Raw genomic sequence first — 23,113 nt, forward strand, 5'->3', positions numbered from 1 at the left:
CAGCTGCTTGAGCAGGCCGTTCTCGCCAATCAGGTCTTCCGGCTTGCTGTAATTGGCCAGCAGGCTATCCAGCAGCTCGCTGGGCACGTCGTGCTTCTTGCGTGTACTCATGGTGTCTCCGGGTCTGGTGGCAGTTTCCCGTCAAGGACCCGTTTACACAAAATCTAGGACACGCCCGGTTATGGCCGCACAAAACCAGGCGCCGCCTTTACTCGATCATCCGTATCGGCCAGGAAGCTTGGTTGCAACGATGGCCGCCGCCCGACTTCAACGAACTCATGCAGCACTTGCGGCAGCTCGACGACGCCACGCTCGCTCAAATGGGAATTCCATGAGGAAACGTGGGGATACCTCAGAACCTGGTACCGTTATTAGCAGATTAAGTCTCAGCGCATTTCGTCCATAGCGTCATAACGCGATGTTTTAGTGGAGCTCCTTCGCCGACCTTGCTCCAATTCTCAATCCCAGGAAACTTTGATTTAAGAGCCTCAATGACATTTTTGAAGTTTCCATCACTTTCCGATATTAGAAATTCGCGACCATCCACACTCCTGAAGCAGATTTGGACTTCATCATGTGTCACTGCATCACGATTGACGGACAAAATTTCAGACACTTCAGCTAGCGATACTCTTCGCTTGAAGAAAAGCCCCCCCCTTCGAATTAAAGTCAAGGGCGAGTCTGTCAACTGCAAGTAGCTTTCTATGATGTGCATAGCGTTAATTGGCGACCTTATCGTACAGCTTTGTTGTGGCCTGCGAACCGTAGTGAGCGCCAGCTGCAGACCCCCCCAGACCTCCTACGATTGCACCTACTGCGGCACCTGGTGGCCCCGCGATGAAAAGTCCCGCGATTCCGCAGCCCCAAGCTCCTCCCTCTCCGCCACCTATTCCTCCCAACATTGCGCCACCTGCAGCAGCAAGGGATCTAGTTTTATTTTGCGACGTTGCAACGTCATATGCGGAAAGCGCAGCGCCTGCAACGAGCATCGTATTACCCGCAATTCGCATACCCTCACCTGCGGCGTTTGCTGATTCATTTGTGGCATTGGCGCGACCACCAGACCCTTCTTTTGGTTGTGTCGAAGGTCTAACAGCCGCAACCACTCTTCTGACCATCGAAGGAGTTTCTGATCGAGCTTCATCTTTTAGATTGGTGCGCCCCTCTCGGTCCGCACGATCAAGTTTTGCAGAATCAGTAATATAACCTTGCCGCACGATGCCTGAGGTGCGCAACTGTGAGCCCAGAAAGTACGATACACCACTTATGTCATCACAAGATTGACACGGATCCTTTCCATTTGGATCAATATTTCTTATCGGATTATCTAAAGCATAGTCGTATCTATTAAACCTAAAAGCATTTCCAGCCGCTGGAATGACCGGATCCGTGCTCAAGAAATGACCCGTCACCGGGTCGTAATACCTCGCCTGCATATAAACGAGATTCGTCTCCGGATCATTCACATGCCCCGTATACCCCGGCCCGTTCGGCGGCGTGCCTAATGCCGTGGAACCATACGGCGTGTAATCAAACGTCGCCGTGATGTTCCCGTTGGCATCCGCCTCCGCCAGCGGCGTGCCTTGCGGATCGGTATACACATACGTATCCGTCCTGCTACTTTGCGCCCATGCACCCTGCCCTACGACAAGCAGGCAAAAAAGCATCAGCCATTTCGTCACGCTGCGCATCGTCGATATGTCCTTATGCATGGGCATCACCATGGGCGATACCACGTTGCCAACGCTGTCTTGCTGCGAATGAGGCGATTGCACGGTCGGCGAACGAATCATTTGTCCACCACCGTGAGACTTTTAACCGCGCTCCATGGCCCGCAGCCCCCGGCATTGCAGGCCCTTACCTCGAAGTAAAACAGCCCCGTGCCCGGTGCATAGGTGGTGGACAATTCGTTGATATCGACGATTTGCGTCCACGTTGATTGATCTTTGCTGTACTCCAACTGGTAAGCCGTCGCCGTCGCCACGCTGGTCCAACTGAAATCGACTGTGTCCGAATACAGGGAGGGCTGGCTGACCGTTAGCGTGGGAGCACTTGCTGGCGGGAACACCACGGTTTCCGTGACAGGCGCCGACTCAGGACCGCATCCCCCGGCGTTGCAGGCCAGAACCACGTATTCGTAGGTGCCGCTGGCGCCGACGGTCGCCGTATAGCTGGTCGCCGAGCTGTTCTGCACTTGCTGCGAACCCGAGCCGGAGGGAAGCCAGAACACCTGGTAGCTCGTCGCCGTGGACACCGTGTTCCACGTCAGGGTGAAGCTTGCACTGCCCGTGGTTCCCCCACCGCTGATGGTCGGTGCCGATGACGGTGGGAACAGTACCGTGGTCGTGCCCGTGCTGCTCCACAGTCCGCATAAGTCAACCTGGTGTCGTTATTCGGTACCGTTATTGTCTGCCGATCGACCGGGGCGAACGACCCGGTAAGGCGATTGCACACAATCTGCTCGATCGCCAATTTCAGACGACCGCGCCAAACCAGAAGTGGGTCGCCGACTTCACGTACCTGTGGACGGCCGAGGGTTGGTTGTATGTCGCGGCCGTGCTGGATTTGTACTCCCGTCGCGTTGTCGGTTGGTCAATGCAGTCACAGATGACGGCGCAGCTGGTGACCGACGCATTGATGATGGCCGTGTGGCGTCGGCGACGACCCGAGTCGGTTTTGCATCACTCCGATCGCGGTAGCCCAATACGCCAGCGACCGCTTTCAGCGCCTGCGCGGCGACTTGGGCATTACCTGCAGCATGAGTCGCTCGGGCAACTGTTGGGACAACTCGGTGATGGAAAGCTTCTTCAAATCGCTCAAGGCCGAACGCACCGGCAACAAAGTGTATCGCACGAGGGCTGCGGCAAAAGCCGATGTCTTCGACTACATCGAGCGGTTCTACAACAGTAAGCGACGCCACTCGACCATCGGTTACCTCAGTCCGATACAGTTCGAGCAGCAGATGGAATTAGCTTAAGGTGGTGTCCACCGAACCGGCAGCAGTCCAGATCCTTTTGTTCACAGGGCCAGCCAACCCAACCTGAGCCCTGTTTTGGTGGTCAACCATCTCCTTGCGGAGAGCGATCATTGGTGACGAATTCACCGTGGGCTGTTGAAGTAGGTGCGCCTAGCTCTCGAAGAAAAGTGGCCTGAATACGGTCTAATACCTCGCCAGTAAACCCGTAACCTGATTGCAGCGCATTTGAAATATGCCTGGCCAGATCTGCCAAAATCATGCCCCAGGCGACATCTTCGGGAACATCGGTCGTCTCAGCATACATACCAATTTTAATAGAACTCTCAAGCTTTCCTTCCGCAATCCAGACGCGCAGCATTTCCACTGCGTTGGGGTCGCGTAAAGCAGATGGAGGAATTGGACGTTCGTTTAGCATTTTAGTCACCTTTTTCTTCCTACCTCAATTTGAACCCACTTGTGGTAGCGGATGCGGTCCGGACGGTGGCGGTGGTGGTGGCGCTCGCGGCGGCTGAATATTGTTTTGACTCCATTTTTTTGGAGCTATTTCGTTCCGCCTATTATCTAAGTGATTCACGCCTCCGCTATTGTTAATTGCCTGCTGCTCCTTTTGACGTCGCTCCTGCTTGTTACTTTTGTCATACGTATCAATCACTTGTGCACTAGATCTATCGCGCCCATCCGACTTCTCTTGCTGTCTCTGTTCCAAGTTATTCGTTGAGCCAATGTAGTCAAGGCCGGAGCTAGTATTTTGACCGTTAACGCGATAGATCACTCCGCGACCAACCGGTTCTATTGCCGCGACACTTTGCTCTGCATCACTCGCAATTTTTACGTAATCAATTTTCACACCTGGCGCAGTACACATCTGCGCAAACTCTATAGCTTGGCGCGCGGCAAATCTGGAGTCACTTTCATCAGGCAGCCGTAGGAAGGGAGACTCCGACTCCGTATCTGAGCCGAGCTTGGGATAAAACTCCACCGCCGGCTCTTCGACTTCGCCTTCGCTTTGCTGTCCAGTTGGATCGGTGTTGTAGATAGGATTATTGCTTCCGTAAGCGTACCGATTGAACCCGTTAATTCCACCTTCGTCATACGGAATAGGATCTGTACTTAGAAAGCGACCCGTTGCTGGGTCGAAATACCGCGCCTGCATGTAGACGAGATTGGTCTCCGGGTCATTCACATGCCCCGTATACCCCGGGCCATTCGGCGGCGCGCCTAATGCCGTCGAGCCATACGGCGTGTAATCAAATGTCGCCGTGATATTCCCACTGGCGTCAGCCTCGGCGAGCGGCGTGCCTTGCGGATCGGTATAGACATAGGTCACCGTGCCGGAAGTTTGAGCGAGCGCGCTTTGCCCGACGAGAAGCAGGCACAGAAACACCAGGAATTTAGCCAACCTACCCATCGTCGCCATGTCCTTATTCATAAGCGCCACCCTGAGCGGCGCCCCATTGCCAAACGTGTGTTCGCTGCGAAAAAAGGTCGATTTCACAGTGGGTACCCGACTCATTTGTCTACAACGGTATGGCTTTGAATCGGACTCCAAGGCCCGCAGCCGCTTGCATTGCAAGCGCGCACCTCGAAGTAAAACAGTCCAGTGCCTGGCGCATAGGTCCAAGACAATGTGTCGGTATCTTCGATCTGCGTCCACGTCGATTGATCCCTGCTGAATTCCAGCTGGTAGGTGGCCGCTGTCGCCACACTCGTCCAACTGAAATCGACCGTGTCGGAATAAAGGGAGGGTTGGCTGACACTGAGCGTGGGAGCAGTCGCAGGCGGGAACAGCACCGTCTCGACAACGGCGTTGTTGGTTGGGCCGCAGCCCCCTCCGTTACAGGCCACCACGACATATTCGTAACTGCCGTCCGCACTCTGTGTGGTGGTATAGCTCGTTGCCGCGCTGTCCTGTTCCTGCACCCAATCGGTGCTCGATGCGATGTAGTACACCGCGTAGTTCGTCGCCGTGGCGACGGTATTCCAGGTCAGCGTGTATGACCCATTGCTGGAGGTCCCCGCACCGCTGATCGTCGGTGCCGAAGCGGGAGGCAGAAGCACCGTTACCGTTGCGGTCGCACTCCAGCCGCCACACACCGATTGATAGCACGCCTGCACGCGATAGCCGTAGGTGGCATCGCCCTCACCACTCACAGACCAGGAGGTGGCTGCCGACGACTGCACCGTCGTCCAGGCACTGCCATTGACCTGCTGTTGCAATACGTAGCTTGTGGACGTCGCCGGCGCCGTCCAGCTGAGCGAGTAGGTCCCTGTATTGCTCGACGTCGTCGATGGCGTGAGGGTCGGCGTGCCGGGCGGCAGCGCTACGACCAACGAGCTTCCCCTGATCCAATTCGTGCAATACGTACCTGTTCCCGGGGCGTTGCATGCCTGCAACTGGTACGTATACGTGCCATCCGCAAGACCCGACACCGTCGCACTGGTGCCCGCACCGCTGTAAACGGTGGTCCAGGTTGATCCGCCGTTGGCACTTTGCTGCAACGTGTAGGTGGTCACTGGCGAGGCCGCCGTCCAACTGATCGTGGCGCCGCTGGTATTGGTCGAGGCCGGTACGCTCAGTGTCGGGGTGGGAGAGGGCAACAAGGCAGCGTTGACCGTGACCGGACTGGACACCGGTCCAAAGCCCCCTGTGACACCGGAGGCATCCGTTGCCTGGACCTGATACGTGTACGTTCCCGTCGTCGTACCCGGCCGCGTGGTCGATGTCCCCGTGAACGTTCCGATCGTCGTCCAGGCGCCGCCATTCACAGCTTCCTGCACCGTATAGCTACTTGCGTTGGCCGATGCCGTCCAGCTGATCCCATAGGTGCCCGCCACCGTTCCGGAAGGCACCGTCATGGAAGGAAGCGGCGGCCACACATCCACGTTCGACGAAGTTGCCCAACTGCCACACCCCGAATTGACGCACGCTTGAACACGATACTGATACGTGCCCGCCGCCAGGCCGCTGATGGCGGTGCTGAGCGACGCACCGCTATACACGGTCGTCCACGTCCCCGACGCTACGGTGAGCTGCTGCAACGTATAGCTGGTGGCCTGCGACACACCACCCCACGAGACGGTGAAGCTGCCGCCATTGGGGTTGCTGCTGAAGGAGATCGCACCCGGCGCAGGCGCTTCAAACAGCACGTGCCTGGCAATGAGCTTGGTACCCAGGTAGATGTAATTGGTCGCCAGCAGCGTGTTCGGGTCGAGCGAGTACATCAGCTGGCCGGCCTGGTCGTAGAAGTAGTAGCCGGTGGGATTGCCGTTCAGATCCGTCTTGGCGACGCGGCGGCCGGCGGCATCATAGGCATAACCTTCTACGCCCGACACCTGCAGCAGCTGGTTCTCCGTATCGAAGCTGTAGCTGGTAGTGCTGCCGCTGGTCAGGCTGTTGCGGTTGCCCTGGTTGTCGTAGCCGTACGTGGTGACCGTAGCGCCACCTTCCGACACGCTGGACAGCTGGTTGTTGCCGTTGTAGTTCAAGGTCAGCGTCGTGCCGCCGGTCAGGCGGCTGCGCAGGTTGTTGAGCGCATCGTAGGTGTAGCTCTCGGTACCGTAGAGATTGCTGGCGGTGGCATTGGTCAGGCGATCGAGTGCGTCATAGGTGAAGGACTTGTTGCGCTGGCCGTTCACCTCGTCCTGCACCTGCGTGATATTGCCGTTGGCGTCGTAGGTATAGGCTTCGCTGAGATTGAGCGTGCTGCCCGCACCATACGTGAAACTGCTCAGCAGCTGGCGCGTGTTCTGCTCCGCCACGTAGCTGGAGCCATTGCCGTAGTTGAAGCCGGAAATCTGGTTATTGGGGAAGTACTCGATGCCGGTGGCATAGCTACCCACTTGGGTGGCGCGACCCCATGCGTCCGGACTGTAGGCCACCCCTTCGCTGCTGCCGTTGAAGGCCGGATAGCCGACGGCATTGATATGCGCATAGCCGTCGTAGTTGTAGGCAATGCCCCAGGAGTAGCTTCCGACCGACAGTGTCTGGCTGGTTACCAGACTCAGGGTGTTGTAGGTAAAGATGTTCGTCGCACTGCCAGAGCTCACCTTGCTAATATTGCCGCGTGTATCGTAGGTGTAAGACGTTGTCTGTGTACCCGCTGGCGGCGTGATCGTCAGCACGCGGTTCATCGCGTCGTAGGTACGCGTGGTTTGTGCCCCAGTCGCCACGTCGGTCTGCCCGCAGGTGCCGTCGGTGATGGTTTGGCCTTGCGCGCTCCACGCCAAGTTATTGGCCGCGTCGTAGGACATCACCGTGCTACCGCTTTCCGGCTCGGTGGTGCGGCACAGGCGGTGGTAGCTGTCGTACAGCAAGGTCTTGGTGACGCTGTCGTTCTCGCTGCCGTAGGGACCGGACTGGGTGATGGCGGTCGGGTTGCCGTAGATGTCGCGCGTAATGGACTGGCTGATGCTGGCCGGTGCGTTGACCTGGATCGGATCCTTGTAGCTGGGCTCGTCGAACACCTGGTAATAGGTGGTGGTGACGTTGTTCTTGGGATCGGTGACCTGCAAGCCCGCGCCGCCCAGATAGGCGGTGGTGGTGGTGAGCGAACCCAGTTCGCTGTCTTCCTGCGTCTGGGTCAGGCGTTCCAGCGCATCGTAGGTGTGATGGGTACCAGTGGTGAGGCTGGTAAGCGCGGCCTGGCCGTAGACGGGGTAGGAGGCGAAGGTGGTCGCACCGGTGTAGTCGTAGGAGGTGGCGGTGGTGATGTCCTGGCTGCCGTTGGAGGTGTCGCTCAGCACCGGGCGCAGGTCGGCGTCGAAATAGGTGGTGCTGACGGCACTGCCGACGGTGGTGATGCGATCCCAGTGGTTGCCCGTGATGCCGCGCTCGCTGCCCACGAAGCTATAGGTAAACACCTTGGGGTACCACGACACGCTGTCGTTGGTCGGATAGGTGATCTGCGCGATGCGGCCGATCGCATCGTAGCTGTAGTGCGTGGTATTGCCATTCTGGTCGGTGATCGAACTGATCTGGCCAAGGTCATCGACGGTGAGGCTTTCGTTGGTGTTGTCGGGGAAGCTGATCGACTGCGGAATGCCGCGGTAGTAGTTGCCGATGCTGGTGGTGTGGTTGTTGCCGTCGGTGAAGCTCGCCAGCTGGCCGGCACTGTTGTAGGTGTAGCTCATGATGAACTCACCAAAGCGCGAGCGCGATTGCAGCAGGTCGCTGCCATTGTAGGTATTGGACAACTCCGTTTCGCCCGTGGTGTTGTTCACCACGCTTTGCGTCAGGCCAAGCACCCACAGGTTGGTGTCATTGAGGAAGGTGGTGGTCTCTTCGATGCCTTGCTGCCCGCTGATGGAGTTGTAGCGCTTCACATCGGTGGGGTTGGCGTAGCCGTCGTAGGCCATCGCCTGCCAGGTATAGGTGTCGCCCTCTTCCTGGGTCTGGCGCATCTGCAGCGGCGAGAGTTGCTCGGTTTGATAATAATTGTCGCGATACAGCAAATCGATGCCGTAGACGCTTGGCCAGGGGCCGCCCGATGCGTTGGCGTAGGTATTGATGTCCGAGCGCAGCAAGGTGCCGCCGTAGGCGCCGCTGTAGTGATCCGTGCGCAGCAGCAGCCCTTCGGTGGCGTCGTAACGGTTGCTGTAGGTGTAACGCGTGTCGTTGCCGTTGGGATCGGTGACGTCGGTGTAAACGGTGGTCGCGCAGGTGCCGCTGCTTGCACAGGCATCGCTGCTCCAACTCGCATTGGCCGGCGAGTAGCTGTAGGTCCAGGTCTGCGTGGGCATGCCCGCACCCGACAGCACTTCGCTTGTTACGGCCATCTGAACGTACCACTCCGGAAACAATGCCGAAGGAGCCGTTCCATTGCTGCTTCCGTAGCACTCTTTCGGCGCGTATGAGCGGCCGCTCAGTTTCAGCCCGAATGAGAACGTGCCGGTGAGTCCGGAGGGTGCCGTGACCGTGCCGGTTATACTGCTTGCCACGGGGTAGTTAACCGCTGGAAGCTGATCGAGCTGACAATTGCTGGTCGGCACATTGATGACGATCGGCCCCATATTCAGGTTATAGGACCAGGCACTGCCATCGGGCAGTTGCACTCCCGTCAAGGTTTGGCCGGAATAGCTGTAATTCCACGTACGCGACGCGACATTGCTGGCCTTCGCCGTAATCGATTGAATCAACTGCGAACCGGATACGTAGGTGATATCCGCCTCGCGTCCGTCGCTGGCCGTGATGCTGGTGAGATAGCCTGAAGTGGGGTCGTAGTTGTAGGTCAGCGTGTTGCCGAAGCGATCTTGTATCTGCGTGACGTACATCAACGCATCTTCGCGATCCAACGTGCTGACGCCGCCTCCCGTGCCCGACATCGGAATCGCGGCTTTTGACGAGATGGCGCTTTGTGCCAGGCTGCCGTTCGACGTCGCGACGTTCGTGCCATCGGGAGGCAGCGCACCCGCGCCCGTGATCGGGGTCCACGGACGATAGACCAGGTGAGCGAAGGTATAGCGCGTACCATCCGGCGCGATGGCAAGAAACCCTTCGCCACCGTCGCTCGCGGTGACACCGCAACTGATCATCCAGTTGTTCTTGGTGACGATGGGAAAAGTCATTCCGCTGATGGTCGGCGACAGCGAATTGGCGCTGTAGCGAGGCATCAGCAGCTGCTTGCCTTGACCGGGCACTATCAAGTTATAGCCATACCACCACTCATCCGAGACCCACCCTCCGGAGGAGAGCGTGGCGGCAATGCCCGGCGGCTCATAGAAGTTGGAGCAACGCTGTGTAGTACCGGTGTCTCCCGTGCCACCGGCCAATGTCTGCCATCCCAACTGCGTGGCGGCCAAGGTTTCGATACGAGGGACTTCCAGCTCCCAGTCGCCCAGTGGAAGTTGCGCGCTTTGGGTATCGCCGTAGATCCATTCGATAAACTGCAACGATCGACCCACGGTGATGGTCGGGCCGTTGCCGCGCAAGCTGACGTCCGTGACGTTGAACGACACGCTACCGTCGTACGTGCTGATGTTTTCCCCGAACGGATGCTCACCCAACGGCTCGATGTTTTGATCGACCTGGATCAGCTTCTGGTATTCCTGATCCGGAGTGGCGTACGTCGTTTGGGCATGGCATGAACCAGCCAGTACCCACAACACGGCTACCCACAGGCAGCTCCCTTGCCAACGTGCACGCATCGGATTGTCCCCTTGAGCCTGCGCCTTGCGCGCAGGTATGCATTTACGAGTAGCGCAAAACCGCCCACATCGTCAACGGGCAAGTTTTTGCGCTGATGTACTTATTTCTTTCACAAGGAAATTCGCGAGCAGTTCGTTGCTCAGTCCAACTTTGAATGCGACGCTCCCTGTCTCAGCCCAGTTGGCGAGGACTTGGTAATCACTCTGCGTTGTACTTCGCGCTGTCCAGTGGCCGGCGTATATCGGTCGATAGGTGCGATGTGGCACTCACGTTCGCGCGCATGCTGCACGCTGGTCGCAGCGTCTTTTCGAACTGACGTGCGATTGCGCCTCGCAGCTTGCCGGCGCCCTATTTGCTTCCCGTTTTGATAGCGGCACTGGAACGGCACTGTGGCCTATTGTCGGTGTCTGTCAGTGCAGACTCAGTGCAATAAAAAACCCGCAAGGCTATAAGCCGTGCGGGTTTGAATTGGTGGGCCGTGACAGATTCGAACTGTCGACCAATAGATTAAAAGTCTACTGCTCTACCGACTGAGCTAACGGCCCGGAAAAAAGTGAGCTGTAAATTTTATGGCCTTGGCGCCCTGGGCACAAGCCGATCAGGCGTATCGGGTCGGATCGGGCAGGCCGGCGGCGCTAAAACCCTGGGCGCGGAGGCGGCAGGCGTCGCAGTGGCCGCAGGCGCGGCCTTCGGCGTCGGCCTGGTAGCAGCTCACCGTGGCGGAAAAATCCACCCCAAGGCGCTGGCCTTCCCGGGCGATGTCGGCCTTGCTCAGGGCGATGAGCGGGGCGTGGATGCGGATGCCGGCGCCTTCGACACCGGCCTTGGTTGCCAGGTTGGCGAGCCGCTCGAACGCCTCGACGAAGGCGGGCCGGCAATCGGGGTAGCCGGAGTAGTCGACGGCGTTGACGCCGCACCATATATCGGTGGAGCCCAGCACTTCGGCCCAACCCAGCGCGATCGACAGCATGATGGTGTTGCGGGCGGGTACGTAGGTAACGGGAATGCCCTCGCCACCCTCTTCCGGCACGTCAATGTCGGCGGTGAGCGCCGAGCCGCCGATGCTGCGCAGATCCACATGCACAGTCTTGTGTTCAACGGCGCCAAGCATGTGGGCCACGCGCGCGGCCGCTTCCAGTTCCGAACTGTGGCGCTGGCCGTAGTTCACGCTCAAGGCGTGGATCTGGAAACCCTGCTGGCGGGCGATGGCAAGGGTGACGGCCGAGTCCATGCCTCCAGAGACGAGGATGACGGCCTTGCGGGATGTGGAGCCTGACATAGAGGTTTTCCAAGTACAGAAGAACGACCGGTCACCGGCCGGGAGCGCTGACGGCAACACAGGCCGGGGCGCGTGGTTTTAGGTTTCCCGCGTGCGGGAGTGCTTGCATGATCATGGACTAGCCTGGATATCGATCGCCTCACCGGCATGCCGGCGACGGCCGCGATGCGGGTAAAGCAAATCCTGCGGCGCGGCAATTCGTGAAGCGGCTCAATGCCCCGGCGCGTCGTTCCACAACAGCTTGTGCAACTGCAACTGAAACCGCACGGGCAGCTTGTCCTGGATGATCCACTCCGCCAGCGCGCGCGGTTCGACCGCGCCGTGCACGGGCGAGAACAGCACCATGCAGCGACGGTCGATGCCATGCTCGGCGACCGTGTCGCGTGCCCATTCGTAGTCGCCGCGGCTGGCGATCACGATCTTGACCTGATCGTGCGGCAAGAGATGTTGCAGGTTCGACCACAGGTTGCGCTTGGCCTCGCCGGAATCGGGTGCCTTCAGGTCCATCACCTTGCGCACGCGCCGATCCACCGTGGAAACATCGATGGCGCCGGACGTCTCCAGCGAGACTTCATAGCCGGCGTCGCACAGTTTCTGCAGCAGCGTCAGGCAACGTTTCTGCGCAAGCGGCTCGCCGCCGGTGACGCACACATGCTTGGCGCCATGTGCGGCTACTTCGGCCAGGATGTCGTCGATGTCACGCCAGTTGCCGCCGTAGAACGCGTACTCGGTGTCGCACCACACGCAACGCAACGGACAGCCGGTGAGGCGCACAAACACGGTGCGCCAGCCCATCGCATCGGCCTCGCCCTGGATCGAATGGAAGATCTCGGTGATGCGCAGGCGCCCTGCCGCGGCCGGCGATTCCGTGGCGTTGTCCACGCTGGTGTCGTTGCCGCTCACCGCCATGACCTCAGCGAGCCGGCTGCTGCGAGAGCCGGTTCAAACGTTCCTTGGCCAGCTTGGCCGCGTTGGAACTGGGGTATTTGGCCAATACCGATTTCAACGAAGCGACGCCGGCGTCGGTCTGCTTCATTTCCAGCTGGCTGTAGCCGAGCTTGAGCAAGGCGTCGGGCGCCTTGTCGCTTTGCGGATACTGGCTTAGCAGGTGTTTGAAGGCTTCCACCGCGATCTGGTAGTTGGTGGTGGCGTAGTACGACTCGCCAAGCCAATAGAAGGCGTTGGAGACCAGCGCGTCGTTGGGGTATTTCTCGATGAATTGACGGAAACCGCGCGACGAAGATACGTAATCGCCTGCGCGCAGCGACTTGAAGGCGGCGTTGTAGGCATTGAGCGCGGCGGCTTTTTGCGCTGTCGATTCGGCTGGGGCCGCGGGTGTGGGTGCAGGCGTGGTCGCCGCCGGTGCCGGGCTGGTGGCCGCGCTGCCCGGGCTTGCGGCAGATGCCACCGCTGCCGGACCGCCATTGCTGGCCGCCGCGGCGGGATTGGGGCCGACACCTTTCTCCAGGCGCTGCAGGCGACTGTCGGCGTCGGAATACTGGGCCTTGGTCTGGTCCTGCAACTCCTGCAGCTGGTGCTGCAGCTGCTCGATCTGGCCCTGCATCTGCTGCATCTGCGTTTGCATCTGCTGCAGTTCGTTGAGCTGGCCGAGGCGATTTTGCCGCTGGTTTTGCGCTTGCTGCTCCAGCTGGGCGACCCGGTCGGAGAGGCTCATCGGGGAGGAATCTTGCGCGTGCACGGGCACCAAAAACAGCAAGGCGGACGCCAGGGCGCCCGCCTTGCTCATATTGGCTGTGAAACGATTAGCCAACCGGAACACCATCAGGTGGCCGTGTAGACGATCTCAACGCGACGGTTCTTGCTCCAGCAATCTTCGTTGTGCTCGCGGCACACCGGCTTTTCTTTGCCGTAGCTGATCACGCTGATCTGGCTGGCCGAACCACCGTTGGCCTGCAGGGCGCTGGACACGGCGTTGGCACGACGCTCGCCGAGGCCGAGGTTGTATTCACGCGTACCACGCTCGTCGGTGTTGCCTTCCAGGCGCATCTGCGCGGTCGGACGATCCTGCAGGTACTTGGCATGGCACTGCATGATCTGCTGGAACTCCGGCTTCACTTCGTCCTTGTCGAAATCGAAGTAGACCACGCGCTGACGCAGGCAAGCGTCGGTTTCGAGGTCAGCCGGGGTGTACTTGCCGGTGCCCTGGGCAGGCTGGGTGGTCGGTTGTTCCGCCGGAGCAGTTTCCTGCGGCTTCACTTCCTGCTTCTTGCTACAAGCGGCCGCGCCAACGCAAAGCAGGGCGACCAGTGCGATACGAACGGTCTTATTCATGGTGACGTTCCTTCAAACGGGTTTGATTTCCGACAGTCAATAACGATTGCGGTTACGGGACAGTGATCGCCGGTGGTCCGGCTGTTGTATTTATTTTTCTACACTTTCGATATTACAGCCAAGCATTGTACCGCACAGGCTGCTAAACGGGACGCGGCAAAGCACCGCGACCCCGGCAGCCGGAACGCTGGAAGCGCTCCGGGCCCCTCCTCTGATCAGCCGGACGCAGCCCGCAGGCCGCGACCGCACCGAGTTAGTTCTTGCGATAGGGTCCCCAAGCCGGCTGGCGGACATCGCCGTTGGCGATGGTGAGCCGCTGCCTGACCATGCCGTCGTTGGATACGGCAAAGAGCACATCCCGAGGACCATCGACGGCGGCGTAGATCAGCATGCTGGCGTTTGGCGCGAAGCTTGGCGATTCGTCAATCGGACCGGTCGAGATGAAGCGCACCTGCCCACCAAGACTCTGGTCCATGATGGCAATACGATACACGTTCCCGTTGGCCTGCACCATGGCAATCTGCTTGCCGTCGTAGCTGATCGCCGCGTCCAGATTCTGCTGGCCCTGGAAGGTGATGCGCTCGGGCGTGCCGCCGGTGGCGGGCATGCGGTAGATCTGCGGACGGCCCGAGCGGTCGGAGGTGAAGTAGATGCTCTGGCCGTCAGGCGACCAGACCGGCTCGGTGTTGATCGCCAGGCTTCGGGTCAGGCGCGTCTCCTGGCGGGTGGCCAGGTCCATCACGTAGATCTCCGGATTGCCCGTATAGGAGAGCGACATCGCCAGCTTGGTGCCGTCGGGCGACCAGGCGGGCGCGCTGTTGATGCCCTTGGCGCGGTCCGATACCAGCTGGCGGGCGCCGGTGGCGATGTTCTGGATATAGATGGCCGAATTGCCGCCTTCGAAGGATACGTAGGCAATACGGTTGCCATCGGGCGACCACTTGGGCGAGATCAGCGCCTCGTGCGAACGGGCCACCACCTGCGGGTTGTAACCGTCCGAGTCGGCCACGATCAGCGAATAGGTCTCGTTGTTGCCGGTGCCGACCACGGTGACGTAGGCGATGCGGGTCCAGAAGGCGCCGGGGATGCCAGTGATCTGCTGGAAGATGGCGTCGGCGGCCTGGTGCGCCACGCTGCGCAGGTCGCTGATCGGGGCCGGCGGCATCACGCCGTTGAGCAGGCGCTGCTGGCGGTTGACGTCCCACAGCTCGTATTCCACCGACACCATGCCGTTGCCGGCGTCCTTGATGCGGCCGATCACGATGTAGTCCTGCTTGAGCAGGCGCCAGGTGGCGAACTTGATGTCCGAACCCTGGCTGGGCTGCTCGACGATCTCGCTGACCGCCAGCGAGCGGAACAGGCCGCAGCGATTGAGGTCACTGCGGATCACGTCGGCGACGTCGGTCGGCAAGGGCGAACCGCCCTGCTGGGCGAACGGCACCACGGCAATGGGGGTGGCCGTTTTGGTGCCGCCGACGATCTGCACATTCAGTGCCTGTGCCGCCGCGGGGCCTGCCACCAAGCCCGTGAACAACAGCACGGCAAGAATAAACATCGATCGGAATGATCTGCGCATGGACTTACTCACTGCGGGGTAAAGGTGAAAATGATTTCACGCTGGAAAACGCTCTCGAAGCCCTTGTAGGGCAACGGCTGCGCGCGTAACACGGCATTTTCGACCGAACGCCTGCCAGCATCGTCGTAGGCGCAATTGCCTACGACCTTGGCGCTCAAGACGTTGCCGCCCGGCGATTGCACGATGTCGACCGTGCAGGGAACATCGGGCATGTTATCCGGCCGTATCCAATTCTGTGTGACGGCGTTCTGAATCGCTGCGCGGTACTGGTCCAGGAGGCTGCTGTTCAAAGCGTTGGTGCCCTTCTGGCGCTGGGCGGCGTTTGGCAGATCGGGCAGGCCGTTGTCGGCGGCGTTTTTCGCATCCGCCAGCTGCTGCTGGGCCTGCTTGGCCTTGCTGGTCAGCTTCTGCGTCTGAGCCGTGGCCTGGTCCAACTGCTTGAACAGCTCGGCGGTTTTTTCCGCCTCTTCCTTGCGCTTGGCGGCCTGCGCGTCCAGGTCGGCCTGGCGCTGGCGCTCGCGCTCTTCCTGTTCCTTCTTGGCGTCCTGGGCCTTTTGCAGCGCTTCCTGCACCACCCGCTCCTGATCCACGGTGTCGGGATTCTTGGGCGGCGGCGGCAGCTGGCTCAGCTTCGGCTGGGCCTCGGGCGGCGGCGGAGGCGGCGTCGCCGAGGGCGGGGGCGGCGTGGTATTGGGCCGCGGCTTGACCTTCGCCGATTTTGGCGGCGGCGCGGCCGTATCGCCCAGCAGCGTGGCCTCGATCACCGGCCCCTTGAGCTGAATCGGCGGCGGCGTGCAGGTGATCGGGTTGGGCAAATGCAGTGCGGTCAGGAACGCCTCGTAGTTGGTACACGAGAGGGTGGCCAGAAACAGGAACGCGATGATCCCCAGGTGGAGGACGGCGGACAGCACCACCGCAAGCGGAGTGCCCTTGGCGTTACGGTCGTCCATTCGGATTGCCCGTCTCCGGCGCGCTCATCAGGCCGACCTTGGCCACACCCGCCTGCTGCAGCAGGGCCAGTGCCTGGTACACGCCCTCGTACTTGCCGTCGCGATCGCCCGCGACCAGCACGCTGACATCGGGGTTCTGCTGCACGAAGGCGCCGATCTTCACCTTCAGCGTATTGGCATCGATGGGTTCTTTCTTTTCGGTGCCCAGGGTGAGGTACATCTGGCCTTGGCTGTCGACCGAAACGATCACCGGCTCTTTCTTGTCCTGCAGCGACTTGGCATTGGCCTGCGGCAGGTTGACGTCGACGTTGGCGTTGAGCATGGGCGCGGTGACCATGAAGATGATCAGCAGCACCAGCATCACGTCGATGTAGGGAACGACGTTGATTTCCGATTTCAGCTTGAGGCGCTTATGGCGCGCGGAGCTTCGCATGGCTGCACTCCTGCTCAGTGATTGGCGTCGTCGGTCTGGATCTGCCGCTGCAGCACGGAGGAGAACTCTTCCTGGAACACCTCGTACCGCGAGGCTACGCGTTCGACCCGGTTGGCGTAGCGGTTATAGGCCCACACCGCCGGGATCGCGGCGAACAGGCCCATGGCGGTGGCGATCAGCGCTTCGGAGATGTGCGGCGCGACCACGGCGATGGTGACGTCCTTCATCTCGCCCAGGCCCTGGAAGGCGCCCATGATGCCCCACACCGTACCGAACAGGCCCACGTACGGGCTGATCGAGCCGACGTTGGCGAGAAATTCCAGGTTGCGCTCCAGCGAACCGATCTCCTTGGTGCCGGCCACGCGCATGGCGCGCTCGGAGCCTTCGATCACCATGCGCGTGTCGATGACGCGGCGCTGGCGCTGGCGCACGAATTCGCGGAAACCCGATTCGAAGATGTTTTCCATGCCGCCGTTGTCGCCGCCGTTGTTGCTGACTTCGCGGAACAGCTGGGCCAGATCGGCGCCGGACCAGAAGCGCTCCTCGAACGACTCGGCGTTTTCCATCGCGGCCTTGAGCTGCGAGTACTTGCGCACAATGATCACCCAGGACATGAAGGAGAACACCAGCAGCAACGCCATCACCATTTGCACCGGCAGGCTCGCTTCGGCAAGCAGCTTGAAAATGTTCAGTCCACTGTTCATGGCTTGGGGGTTCTCCACCAGCAAAATGGGTTTAAGTGAAAACGTCGAGTCGGGACGGGGTCAATCCCGGATCAGCCCGGCAGGGATGGGGGCCGGTCGCATGCGCTTGAGATCCACGCACGCAGCGCGCACTTGCGCCTCGATGAGCCGGGTCCCATCCGCCTTGCTGATCGTCTGGGTGAAAAGGATACTGGCTGAACGCCGTTCTTTGACTTCCACCGTCACCGCCAGTTCATCATCTAGCAGGGCGGGCTTGAGGAAGTCGATCTCCATCCGGTGCACCATGAAGGCCAGCCCGGTGGCTTGCTTGAAGGCCAGCTGGTCCACGCCCAGCCCGCGCAGCCATTCGGTGCGGGCGCGCTCCAGAAAGCGCAGGTAGCTGGCGTGGTAGACCACGCCGCCGGCGTCGGTGTCTTCCCAGTAGACGCGGACCGGCCACGCAAAAACCTTGCCCTCAGACATCGTGGCCGCCCGTGCCGAACAAATCGGCCGCCTGCGGCTGGCGGGGCGGCGGGGTGAGCCCCAAATGGCGCCAGGCCTTGGCGCTGGCCATGCGCCCGCGCGCAGTGCGCACCAGGAAACCCTGCTGGATCAGGTAGGGCTCGACCACGTCCTCCAGCGTGCCGCGGTCTTCGCTGAGCGCGGCCGCCAGCGATTCCACGCCCACCGGACCGCCGTCGAAATTTTCGATGATGGTGGCGAGCAGGCGGCGGTCGAGTTCGTCGAAGCCCTCGGCATCGACCTTGAGCATGGTCATCGCCGCCTGCGCCGCGGCCAGGGTAATGTGGCCGCCTGCGCGCACTTCGGCGTAATCGCGCACGCGGCGCAGCAAGCGATTGGCGATGCGCGGCGTGCCGCGCGAACGGCGCGCAATTTCTTCCGCGCCTTCCACTTCGCAGGCAATGCCCAGGATGCGCGCCGAGCGGCGCACGATCGCGGTCAGCTCGGCCGGCGAATAAAACTCCAGGCGCTGCACGATGCCGAAACGGTCGCGCAGCGGCGCGGTCAGCAGGCCCGCGCGGGTGGTGGCGCCGATCAGGGTGAAGGGCGGCAGGTCCAGCTTGATCGAGCGCGCGGCGGGGCCTTCGCCGATCATGATGTCGATCTGGAAGTCCTCCATTGCCGGGTAGAGCACCTCCTCCACCACGGGCGAAAGGCGGTGGATCTCGTCGACGAACAAGACGTCGTGCGCTTCCAGGTTGGTGAGCAGGGCCGCCAGATCGCCCGCGCGCTCCAGCACGGGACCGGAGGTGGAGCGCACATTGACGCCCAACTCATTGGCGATGACATGGCTAAGCGTGGTTTTGCCAAGGCCGGGCGGCCCGAAGATCAGTACGTGATCGAGCGCCCCGCCCCGCTTCTTCGCCGCCTCGATATAGATCGACAGCTGCTCGCGCACCGCCTGCTGGCCGAGGTATTCGCTCAACCGCTTTGGACGGATAGACGCCTCCAGCGCCTCGTCATCGAGCTGGGCGGCGGAGGTAATGATGCGGTGATCGGTCATGGGCCGATTATGACGGAGCGGAGCGGCCGCAGCGAGCCGCTCCCGGTCGAGGCAGCGCTCAGATTTCCACCTGCGTGCCCAGTTCGATCAGGCGATTGCCGGGAATCTGGAAAAACGCGGTGGCCGGCAGCGCGTTGCGCGACATGAACGCGAACAGCCGGTCGCGCCATAGCACCATGCCGGGACGGCGCTTGTCGGCGACGATGTTCTCGCGCGACAGGAAGAAGGTGGTGTCCATCAGGTCGAACGGCAGGCCGTTGCGCGCGCACCTGGACAACGCCAGCGGAATGTTGGGGTCTTCGGCGAAACCGAAGCGCACCTCCAGGCCGTAGAACTCGCCGGCCATCGGTTGCAGATGGATGCGTTCGTCGGCGTCGGCGACCGGTGTTTCCAGAATGTCCACCGTCAACATCACGTTGCGCTCGTGCAGCACCTTGTTGTGCTTGAGGTTGTGCAGCAGGGCGTGCGGCACCGCATGCTGGTTGGCGGTGAGAAACACCGCCGTGCCCGGTACGCGCAGCGGCGGATGCTCGGTGATGTTTTCGATGAACGGCGCCAGTGCCAGGCCGCCCTGCTTGATCTCGCGCACCACCAGTTCGCGGCCGCGGCGCCAGGTGGTCATCACCACAAACACGCCCAGGCCCAGCACCAGCGGGAACCAGCCGCCGTATTCGACCTTGATCAGGTTGGCGGAGAAGAACGCCACGTCGATGATCAACAGGCACGTACCGGCCACCACCAGCACCGGCAGGCGCCAGCCCCACTGGTTGTGCGCCACGAACAGCGCCAGCACGGTGGTGATGGTCATGGTGCCGGTCACCGCGATGCCGTATGCCGCGCTCAGGCTGTCGGAACTGCGAAAGCCAAACACCGCGACCAGCACCATGACCAGCAGGAAGCTGTTGACCCACGGCACGAAGATCTGGCCCGACATCTCGCGCGAGGTGTGCACGACCGGCATGCGCATCGAATAACCCAGCGACATCGCCTCGCGCGTCATCGAGAACGCACCGGAAATGACCGCCTGCGAGGCGATGACCGTCGCCACGCAGGCCAGGCCGATCAACGGATACAGCATCACCGATGGCGCGAGCTTGAAGAACGGATTGTCGATCGCCTCCGGATGCTCCAGCAGCAGCGCGCCCTGCCCGAAATAGTTCAGCACCAGTGCCGGCAGCACGAAGCTGAACCAGGCCAGCCGGATCGGGCGTTTGCCGAAGTGCCCCATGTCCGCATACAGCGCTTCCGCACCGGTCAGCGCCAGCACCACACCGCCCAGCGCGGCGAAACCCTGCATGCCGTGCGTCTGGAAAAAATGGTACCCATAGCCAGGCCAAAGCGCCCGCAGCACGTGCGGATTGCGCACGATCATGGCCACGCCCATCAAGGCGATCACGATGAACCAGACCATCATCACCGGACCGAACAGCCTGCCCACGCGCTCCGTGCCGTGGCGCTGCAAGGCGAACAGGAAAAACAGGATGACCGCGGTGATCGGCACCACCCAGTGTTCGAGCCCTGGCGTGGCCACCTTTAAGCCTTCGACCGCCGATAGCACCGAAATCGCCGGCGTGATCACGCCGTCGCCGTAGAACAGCGATGCGCCGAAGATGCCGATGATGGCCAGCAGCCAGCGCAGCTTCGCACTGCCGCGCACGCCGCGCAGCGCCAGCGCCATCAGCGCCATGATGCCGCCTTCGCCCTTGTTGTCCGCGCGCATGATGAAGGTGACGTACTTGAGCGAGACCACGATGATCTGCGCCCAGAAGATCAGCGACAGCACGCCGTAGATGCTTTCGGGCGTCGGCTTCATGCCGTCGTGGCTCAACGTGGTCTGCAAGGTGTACAGCGGACTGGTGCCGATGTCGCCGTAGACCACGCCGATGGCGCCCAGCGCCAGCGCCGCGAGGCGCTTCCTGGTGTCGGCTTCGCTCATGCCCTGATGTATGTCCTGGCCCACGCATTAACTCCCGAGTGCGGCGCGCAGCGCCTTGCGGATGATGGTTTCGGCACTGTCGCCGGGTTGGGCGACTTTCTGCACCAGTCGCGTGACTTCGGCCGGCTTGTAGCCGAGCTGTTGCAAGGCGACGGTGGCCTCGCCGGCCGGATCGAGCGGCGCGCTGGACGCGGCGGCCGATCCCGGCGCGCTGACGCCAAGGCCCTCCACGCGATCGCGCAATTCCACCACGATGCGTTCGGCGGTTTTCTTGCCGATGCCGGGGATCTTGGTCAACGCCACCACGTCGCCCGCCTGCACCAGGCGCGCGAAATCTTGCGTGGAAACGCCCGACAGCACCGCCAGCGAAATCTTCGCGCCGATGCCGCTCACTTTTTGCAAATTGCGAAACAGCGCGCGCTCGGCTTCATGCAGGAAACCGTACAGCGCCACGCTGTCTTCCTTCACGGCGTAGTGCGTGAGCAGCGTAACTTCCTTGCCGGTGGCCGGCAGGTCGTAGATGGTGGACATCGGCGCTTCCAGCTCGTAGCCGACTCCGCCCACTTCCACCAACAGCCACGGCGGCTGCTTGGAAATGAGCACTCCCCTCAGGCGGCCAATCATCGTCGACGTCTCCAAGCAGTACGAGGAATGCCCGCGCGCTCCAGGCTGGAACGGGTGTGCGCGTGCGCCACCGCGATCGCCAGCGCATCGGCGGCATCGGCCTGGATCGGCCCCTTGAGGCCCAGCAGCACGCCGATCATGTGCTGCACCTGGGTCTTGTCGCTGCGGCCGCCGCCGACCACCGCCTTCTTCACTTCGGTCGCCGCGTATTCGTGCACGGCAATGCCGCGGTGGACCACTGCGCAGATCGCCGCACCCCGCGCCTGCCCCAGTTTCAGGGCCGAATCGGCATTGCGCGCCATGAACACGCGCTCGATACCGCACTCGACCGGACGGTGTTCGGCGATGATCGCGCTGACGCCTTCGAAAATACGCTTCAGGCGCAGCGGAAAGTTATCTTCGCCCGCCACCAGCAGCGCACCGTGGAACACGTGCGACAACTTGCCCGCCGCATCGACATCGACGATGCCGATGCCGGTGCGCTGGCTGCCTGGATCAATGCCAAGGATGCGGATCATCGCGGCTGGCGTGGGTTCGCGGCGTCGGCGGCTCAGCCGGCGTCGGCCGGTAGCTGGGCGTTGTGATAGACCTCGCTCACGTCGTCCAGCGAGTCGAGCTTCTCCAGCAGGTCGGTGAGCGTTTCCAGCGCCTCGCCGGTGACGGCGGTGCGATTGTTCGGACGCATCACCACGCCGGCGTGCAGCGCGTCGAGCTTGGCGTCGATCAGGGCCTGCTGCACGGTCTCGAAATTTTCCGGCGCGCAGAGCACCGTGCTCTCGCCGTTCTCGTTGACGACATCGTCGGCACCCGCTTCAAGCGCCGCCTCCAGCACTTTCTCCTCCACCGCCGCATCGCCGCCGGTGGCGAAGACCAGCTCGCCGCAGCGCGTGAACTGGAACGCCACCGAGCCGTTGGTGCCCAGGTTGCCGCCATGCTTGGTCAGCGCGTGGCGCACGTCCGCGACGGTGCGCGTGGGGTTGTCGGTGAAGCATTCGATGATCAGCGCGATGCCGGCCGGGCCATAGCCTTCGTAGCGCAGCTCTTCCATCTTCGCGCCGCCGTCGGCGCCCGAGCCGCGCTTGATCGCGCGCTCGATCGTGTCCTTGGACATGTTGGCGGTCAGCGCCTTGTCCACCGCCGCGCGCAGGCGCGGATTCAAGGCCGGGTCGGGAACGCCGGCGCGCGTGGCGACGGTGATTTCGCGGATCAGCTTGGTGAATACCTTGGCGCGCTTGGCGTCTTCGGCATTCTTGCGACCTTCGATGGACGGCCCTCTACCCATGGTGATACCTGACCTGATGTCAAAAGTGGAAAGCGGGGGATTTTACTGCATTGCGCCATGAGGCTCCGCAATCGGACGATTCTGCAGTGTCGCCCCCTCTTTCCGGCTGTGTGTACCCCCTCCCCTGCGTGCGGCAGGGGAGGGTTGGGGAGGGGTGAAGCCCGTCATGGGAAGCAAGAGCGTCACCCCCTCCCAGCCTCCCCCTGCAAGCAGGGGGAGGAGCCAAGAGCAAGCGTGGGCGCGAATCGACGGCGTAGCGTTTCCATCTCGCCGCGACCCGCCCCCTCCCCTGCGTGCAGCAGGGGAGGGTTGGGGTGGGGTGAAGCCCATCAGCAGAAGCAAGAGCGCTACCCCCTCCCAGCCTCCCCCTGCAAGCAGGGGGAGGAGCCAAGAGCAAGCGCGGGCGCGAATC

At 61.6% G+C, this 23,113-nt stretch carries 19 protein-coding genes, 1 tRNA gene and 1 pseudogene; 1 reads left to right on the top strand and 20 read right to left on the bottom strand.

The annotated features are described in order from the left end of the window. Positions 1–719: 719 nt before the first annotated feature. Together VME63_RS05670 and VME63_RS05675 are read right to left on the bottom strand one after the other, a co-directional pair. Positions 720–1,793 carry an RHS repeat-associated core domain-containing protein gene (locus VME63_RS05670; RefSeq protein ID WP_325431147.1) on the bottom strand — a complete coding sequence of 358 codons (1,074 nt, stop codon included), beginning with the start codon at positions 1,791–1,793 and terminating at the stop codon, positions 720–722. Next, positions 1,790–2,365 carry a fibronectin type III domain-containing protein gene (locus VME63_RS05675; protein ID WP_414648211.1) on the bottom strand — a complete coding sequence of 192 codons (576 nt, stop codon included), beginning with the start codon at positions 2,363–2,365 and terminating at the stop codon, positions 1,790–1,792. The genes VME63_RS05670 and VME63_RS05675 overlap by 4 nt, the downstream gene beginning before the upstream one ends. Positions 2,366–2,409: 44 nt before the next feature. Between VME63_RS05675 and VME63_RS05680 the strand changes: the two are divergent. Next, positions 2,410–2,977: pseudogene (locus VME63_RS05680) on the top strand (IS3 family transposase); the annotation flags it as partial. A gap of 82 nt (positions 2,978–3,059) precedes the next feature. Here VME63_RS05680 and VME63_RS05685 read toward each other — a convergent pair. The 18 genes from VME63_RS05685 to VME63_RS05770 all read right to left on the bottom strand — a co-directional run bounded on the left by VME63_RS05685 (position 3,060) and on the right by VME63_RS05770 (position 22,701). After that, complete coding sequence (locus tag VME63_RS05685; RefSeq protein ID WP_325431150.1) at positions 3,060–3,392, bottom strand: DUF5076 domain-containing protein; 333 nt, start codon at positions 3,390–3,392, stop codon at positions 3,060–3,062. Positions 3,393–3,416: 24 nt separating this feature from the next. Next, complete coding sequence (locus tag VME63_RS05690; protein WP_325431152.1) at positions 3,417–4,406, bottom strand: RHS repeat-associated core domain-containing protein; 990 nt, start codon at positions 4,404–4,406, stop codon at positions 3,417–3,419. 80 nt (positions 4,407–4,486) lie between these two features. Further along, positions 4,487–10,120 (bottom strand): hypothetical protein, encoded by a 5,634-nt coding sequence (locus VME63_RS05695; protein WP_325431154.1) that lies wholly within the window; start codon positions 10,118–10,120, stop codon positions 4,487–4,489. A gap of 470 nt (positions 10,121–10,590) precedes the next feature. Continuing rightward, positions 10,591–10,666, bottom strand: a tRNA-Lys gene (locus VME63_RS05700). A gap of 53 nt (positions 10,667–10,719) precedes the next feature. Further along, complete coding sequence (gene queC, locus VME63_RS05705; RefSeq protein WP_325431156.1) at positions 10,720–11,400, bottom strand: 7-cyano-7-deazaguanine synthase QueC; 681 nt, start codon at positions 11,398–11,400, stop codon at positions 10,720–10,722. A 210-nt stretch (positions 11,401–11,610) separates the two neighbouring features. Continuing rightward, positions 11,611–12,303: a 7-carboxy-7-deazaguanine synthase QueE gene (gene queE / locus VME63_RS05710; RefSeq protein WP_325431158.1), complete on the bottom strand. Its 693-nt coding sequence runs from the start codon at positions 12,301–12,303 to the stop codon at positions 11,611–11,613. A 10-nt stretch (positions 12,304–12,313) separates the two neighbouring features. Continuing rightward, positions 12,314–13,075 (bottom strand): tol-pal system protein YbgF, encoded by a 762-nt coding sequence (gene ybgF, locus VME63_RS05715; RefSeq protein ID WP_325431160.1) that lies wholly within the window; start codon positions 13,073–13,075, stop codon positions 12,314–12,316. A 107-nt stretch (positions 13,076–13,182) separates the two neighbouring features. Continuing rightward, positions 13,183–13,692 (bottom strand): peptidoglycan-associated lipoprotein Pal, encoded by a 510-nt coding sequence (gene pal / locus VME63_RS05720; RefSeq protein ID WP_325431162.1) that lies wholly within the window; start codon positions 13,690–13,692, stop codon positions 13,183–13,185. Positions 13,693–13,945: 253 nt separating this feature from the next. Continuing rightward, on the bottom strand, positions 13,946–15,268 hold the full coding sequence (gene tolB, locus VME63_RS05725; protein ID WP_325431164.1) for a Tol-Pal system beta propeller repeat protein TolB: 1,323 nt from the start codon (positions 15,266–15,268) through the stop codon (positions 13,946–13,948). Between the two features lie 8 nt (positions 15,269–15,276). Beyond that, positions 15,277–16,218 carry a cell envelope integrity protein TolA gene (locus VME63_RS05730; RefSeq protein ID WP_325431166.1) on the bottom strand — a complete coding sequence of 314 codons (942 nt, stop codon included), beginning with the start codon at positions 16,216–16,218 and terminating at the stop codon, positions 15,277–15,279. Then, positions 16,205–16,651 carry a protein TolR gene (tolR, locus tag VME63_RS05735; RefSeq protein ID WP_325431168.1) on the bottom strand — a complete coding sequence of 149 codons (447 nt, stop codon included), beginning with the start codon at positions 16,649–16,651 and terminating at the stop codon, positions 16,205–16,207. Before tolR ends, VME63_RS05730 begins: the two co-directional genes overlap by 14 nt. A 14-nt stretch (positions 16,652–16,665) precedes the next feature. Beyond that, the gene (gene tolQ / locus VME63_RS05740; RefSeq protein WP_325431170.1) at positions 16,666–17,355 is read right to left on the bottom strand and encodes a protein TolQ; all 690 of its coding nucleotides are present in this window, start codon (positions 17,353–17,355) and stop codon (positions 16,666–16,668) included. Positions 17,356–17,415: 60 nt separating this feature from the next. Next, positions 17,416–17,817 (bottom strand): tol-pal system-associated acyl-CoA thioesterase, encoded by a 402-nt coding sequence (ybgC, locus tag VME63_RS05745; protein ID WP_325431172.1) that lies wholly within the window; start codon positions 17,815–17,817, stop codon positions 17,416–17,418. Continuing rightward, the gene (ruvB, locus tag VME63_RS05750; RefSeq protein ID WP_325431174.1) at positions 17,810–18,859 is read right to left on the bottom strand and encodes a Holliday junction branch migration DNA helicase RuvB; all 1,050 of its coding nucleotides are present in this window, start codon (positions 18,857–18,859) and stop codon (positions 17,810–17,812) included. The genes ybgC and ruvB overlap by 8 nt, the downstream gene beginning before the upstream one ends. 58 nt (positions 18,860–18,917) lie before the next feature. After that, positions 18,918–20,795: a potassium transporter Kup gene (locus VME63_RS05755; RefSeq protein WP_325431176.1), complete on the bottom strand. Its 1,878-nt coding sequence runs from the start codon at positions 20,793–20,795 to the stop codon at positions 18,918–18,920. Between the two features lie 27 nt (positions 20,796–20,822). Further along, positions 20,823–21,419: a Holliday junction branch migration protein RuvA gene (ruvA, locus tag VME63_RS05760; RefSeq protein WP_325431178.1), complete on the bottom strand. Its 597-nt coding sequence runs from the start codon at positions 21,417–21,419 to the stop codon at positions 20,823–20,825. Beyond that, positions 21,416–21,937 (bottom strand): crossover junction endodeoxyribonuclease RuvC, encoded by a 522-nt coding sequence (gene ruvC / locus VME63_RS05765; protein ID WP_325431180.1) that lies wholly within the window; start codon positions 21,935–21,937, stop codon positions 21,416–21,418. Before ruvC ends, ruvA begins: the two co-directional genes overlap by 4 nt. A gap of 32 nt (positions 21,938–21,969) precedes the next feature. Then, positions 21,970–22,701: a YebC/PmpR family DNA-binding transcriptional regulator gene (locus VME63_RS05770; RefSeq protein WP_325431182.1), complete on the bottom strand. Its 732-nt coding sequence runs from the start codon at positions 22,699–22,701 to the stop codon at positions 21,970–21,972. Positions 22,702–23,113 lie beyond the last annotated feature (412 nt).

Source organism: Dyella sp. (assembly GCF_035503745.1).
Taxonomy (GTDB): domain Bacteria; phylum Pseudomonadota; class Gammaproteobacteria; order Xanthomonadales; family Rhodanobacteraceae; genus Dyella_B.

Bases quoted from the DNA above. Each gene is read 5' to 3' on its own strand.
- queC (WP_325431156.1), bottom strand. From the start codon at position 11,400: ATGTCAGGCTCCACATCCCGCAAGGCCGTCATCCTCGTCTCTGGAGGC.
- VME63_RS05755 (WP_325431176.1), bottom strand. From the start codon at position 20,795: ATGAGCGAAGCCGACACCAGGAAGCGCCTCGCGGCGCTGGCGCTGGGC.
- VME63_RS05690 (WP_325431152.1), bottom strand. From the start codon at position 4,406: ATGAATAAGGACATGGCGACGATGGGTAGGTTGGCTAAATTCCTGGTG.
- tolQ (WP_325431170.1), bottom strand. From the start codon at position 17,355: ATGAACAGTGGACTGAACATTTTCAAGCTGCTTGCCGAAGCGAGCCTG.
- ruvA (WP_325431178.1), bottom strand. From the start codon at position 21,419: ATGATTGGCCGCCTGAGGGGAGTGCTCATTTCCAAGCAGCCGCCGTGG.
- pal (WP_325431162.1), bottom strand. From the start codon at position 13,692: ATGAATAAGACCGTTCGTATCGCACTGGTCGCCCTGCTTTGCGTTGGC.
- VME63_RS05685 (WP_325431150.1), bottom strand. From the start codon at position 3,392: ATGCTAAACGAACGTCCAATTCCTCCATCTGCTTTACGCGACCCCAAC.
- ruvB (WP_325431174.1), bottom strand. From the start codon at position 18,859: ATGACCGATCACCGCATCATTACCTCCGCCGCCCAGCTCGATGACGAG.
- VME63_RS05730 (WP_325431166.1), bottom strand. From the start codon at position 16,218: ATGGACGACCGTAACGCCAAGGGCACTCCGCTTGCGGTGGTGCTGTCC.
- ybgC (WP_325431172.1), bottom strand. From the start codon at position 17,817: ATGTCTGAGGGCAAGGTTTTTGCGTGGCCGGTCCGCGTCTACTGGGAA.
- tolR (WP_325431168.1), bottom strand. From the start codon at position 16,651: ATGCGAAGCTCCGCGCGCCATAAGCGCCTCAAGCTGAAATCGGAAATC.
- VME63_RS05770 (WP_325431182.1), bottom strand. From the start codon at position 22,701: ATGGGTAGAGGGCCGTCCATCGAAGGTCGCAAGAATGCCGAAGACGCC.
- ybgF (WP_325431160.1), bottom strand. From the start codon at position 13,075: ATGAGCCTCTCCGACCGGGTCGCCCAGCTGGAGCAGCAAGCGCAAAAC.
- tolB (WP_325431164.1), bottom strand. From the start codon at position 15,268: ATGCGCAGATCATTCCGATCGATGTTTATTCTTGCCGTGCTGTTGTTC.
- ruvC (WP_325431180.1), bottom strand. From the start codon at position 21,937: ATGATCCGCATCCTTGGCATTGATCCAGGCAGCCAGCGCACCGGCATC.
- VME63_RS05695 (WP_325431154.1), bottom strand. From the start codon at position 10,120: ATGCGTGCACGTTGGCAAGGGAGCTGCCTGTGGGTAGCCGTGTTGTGG.
- VME63_RS05670 (WP_325431147.1), bottom strand. From the start codon at position 1,793: ATGATTCGTTCGCCGACCGTGCAATCGCCTCATTCGCAGCAAGACAGC.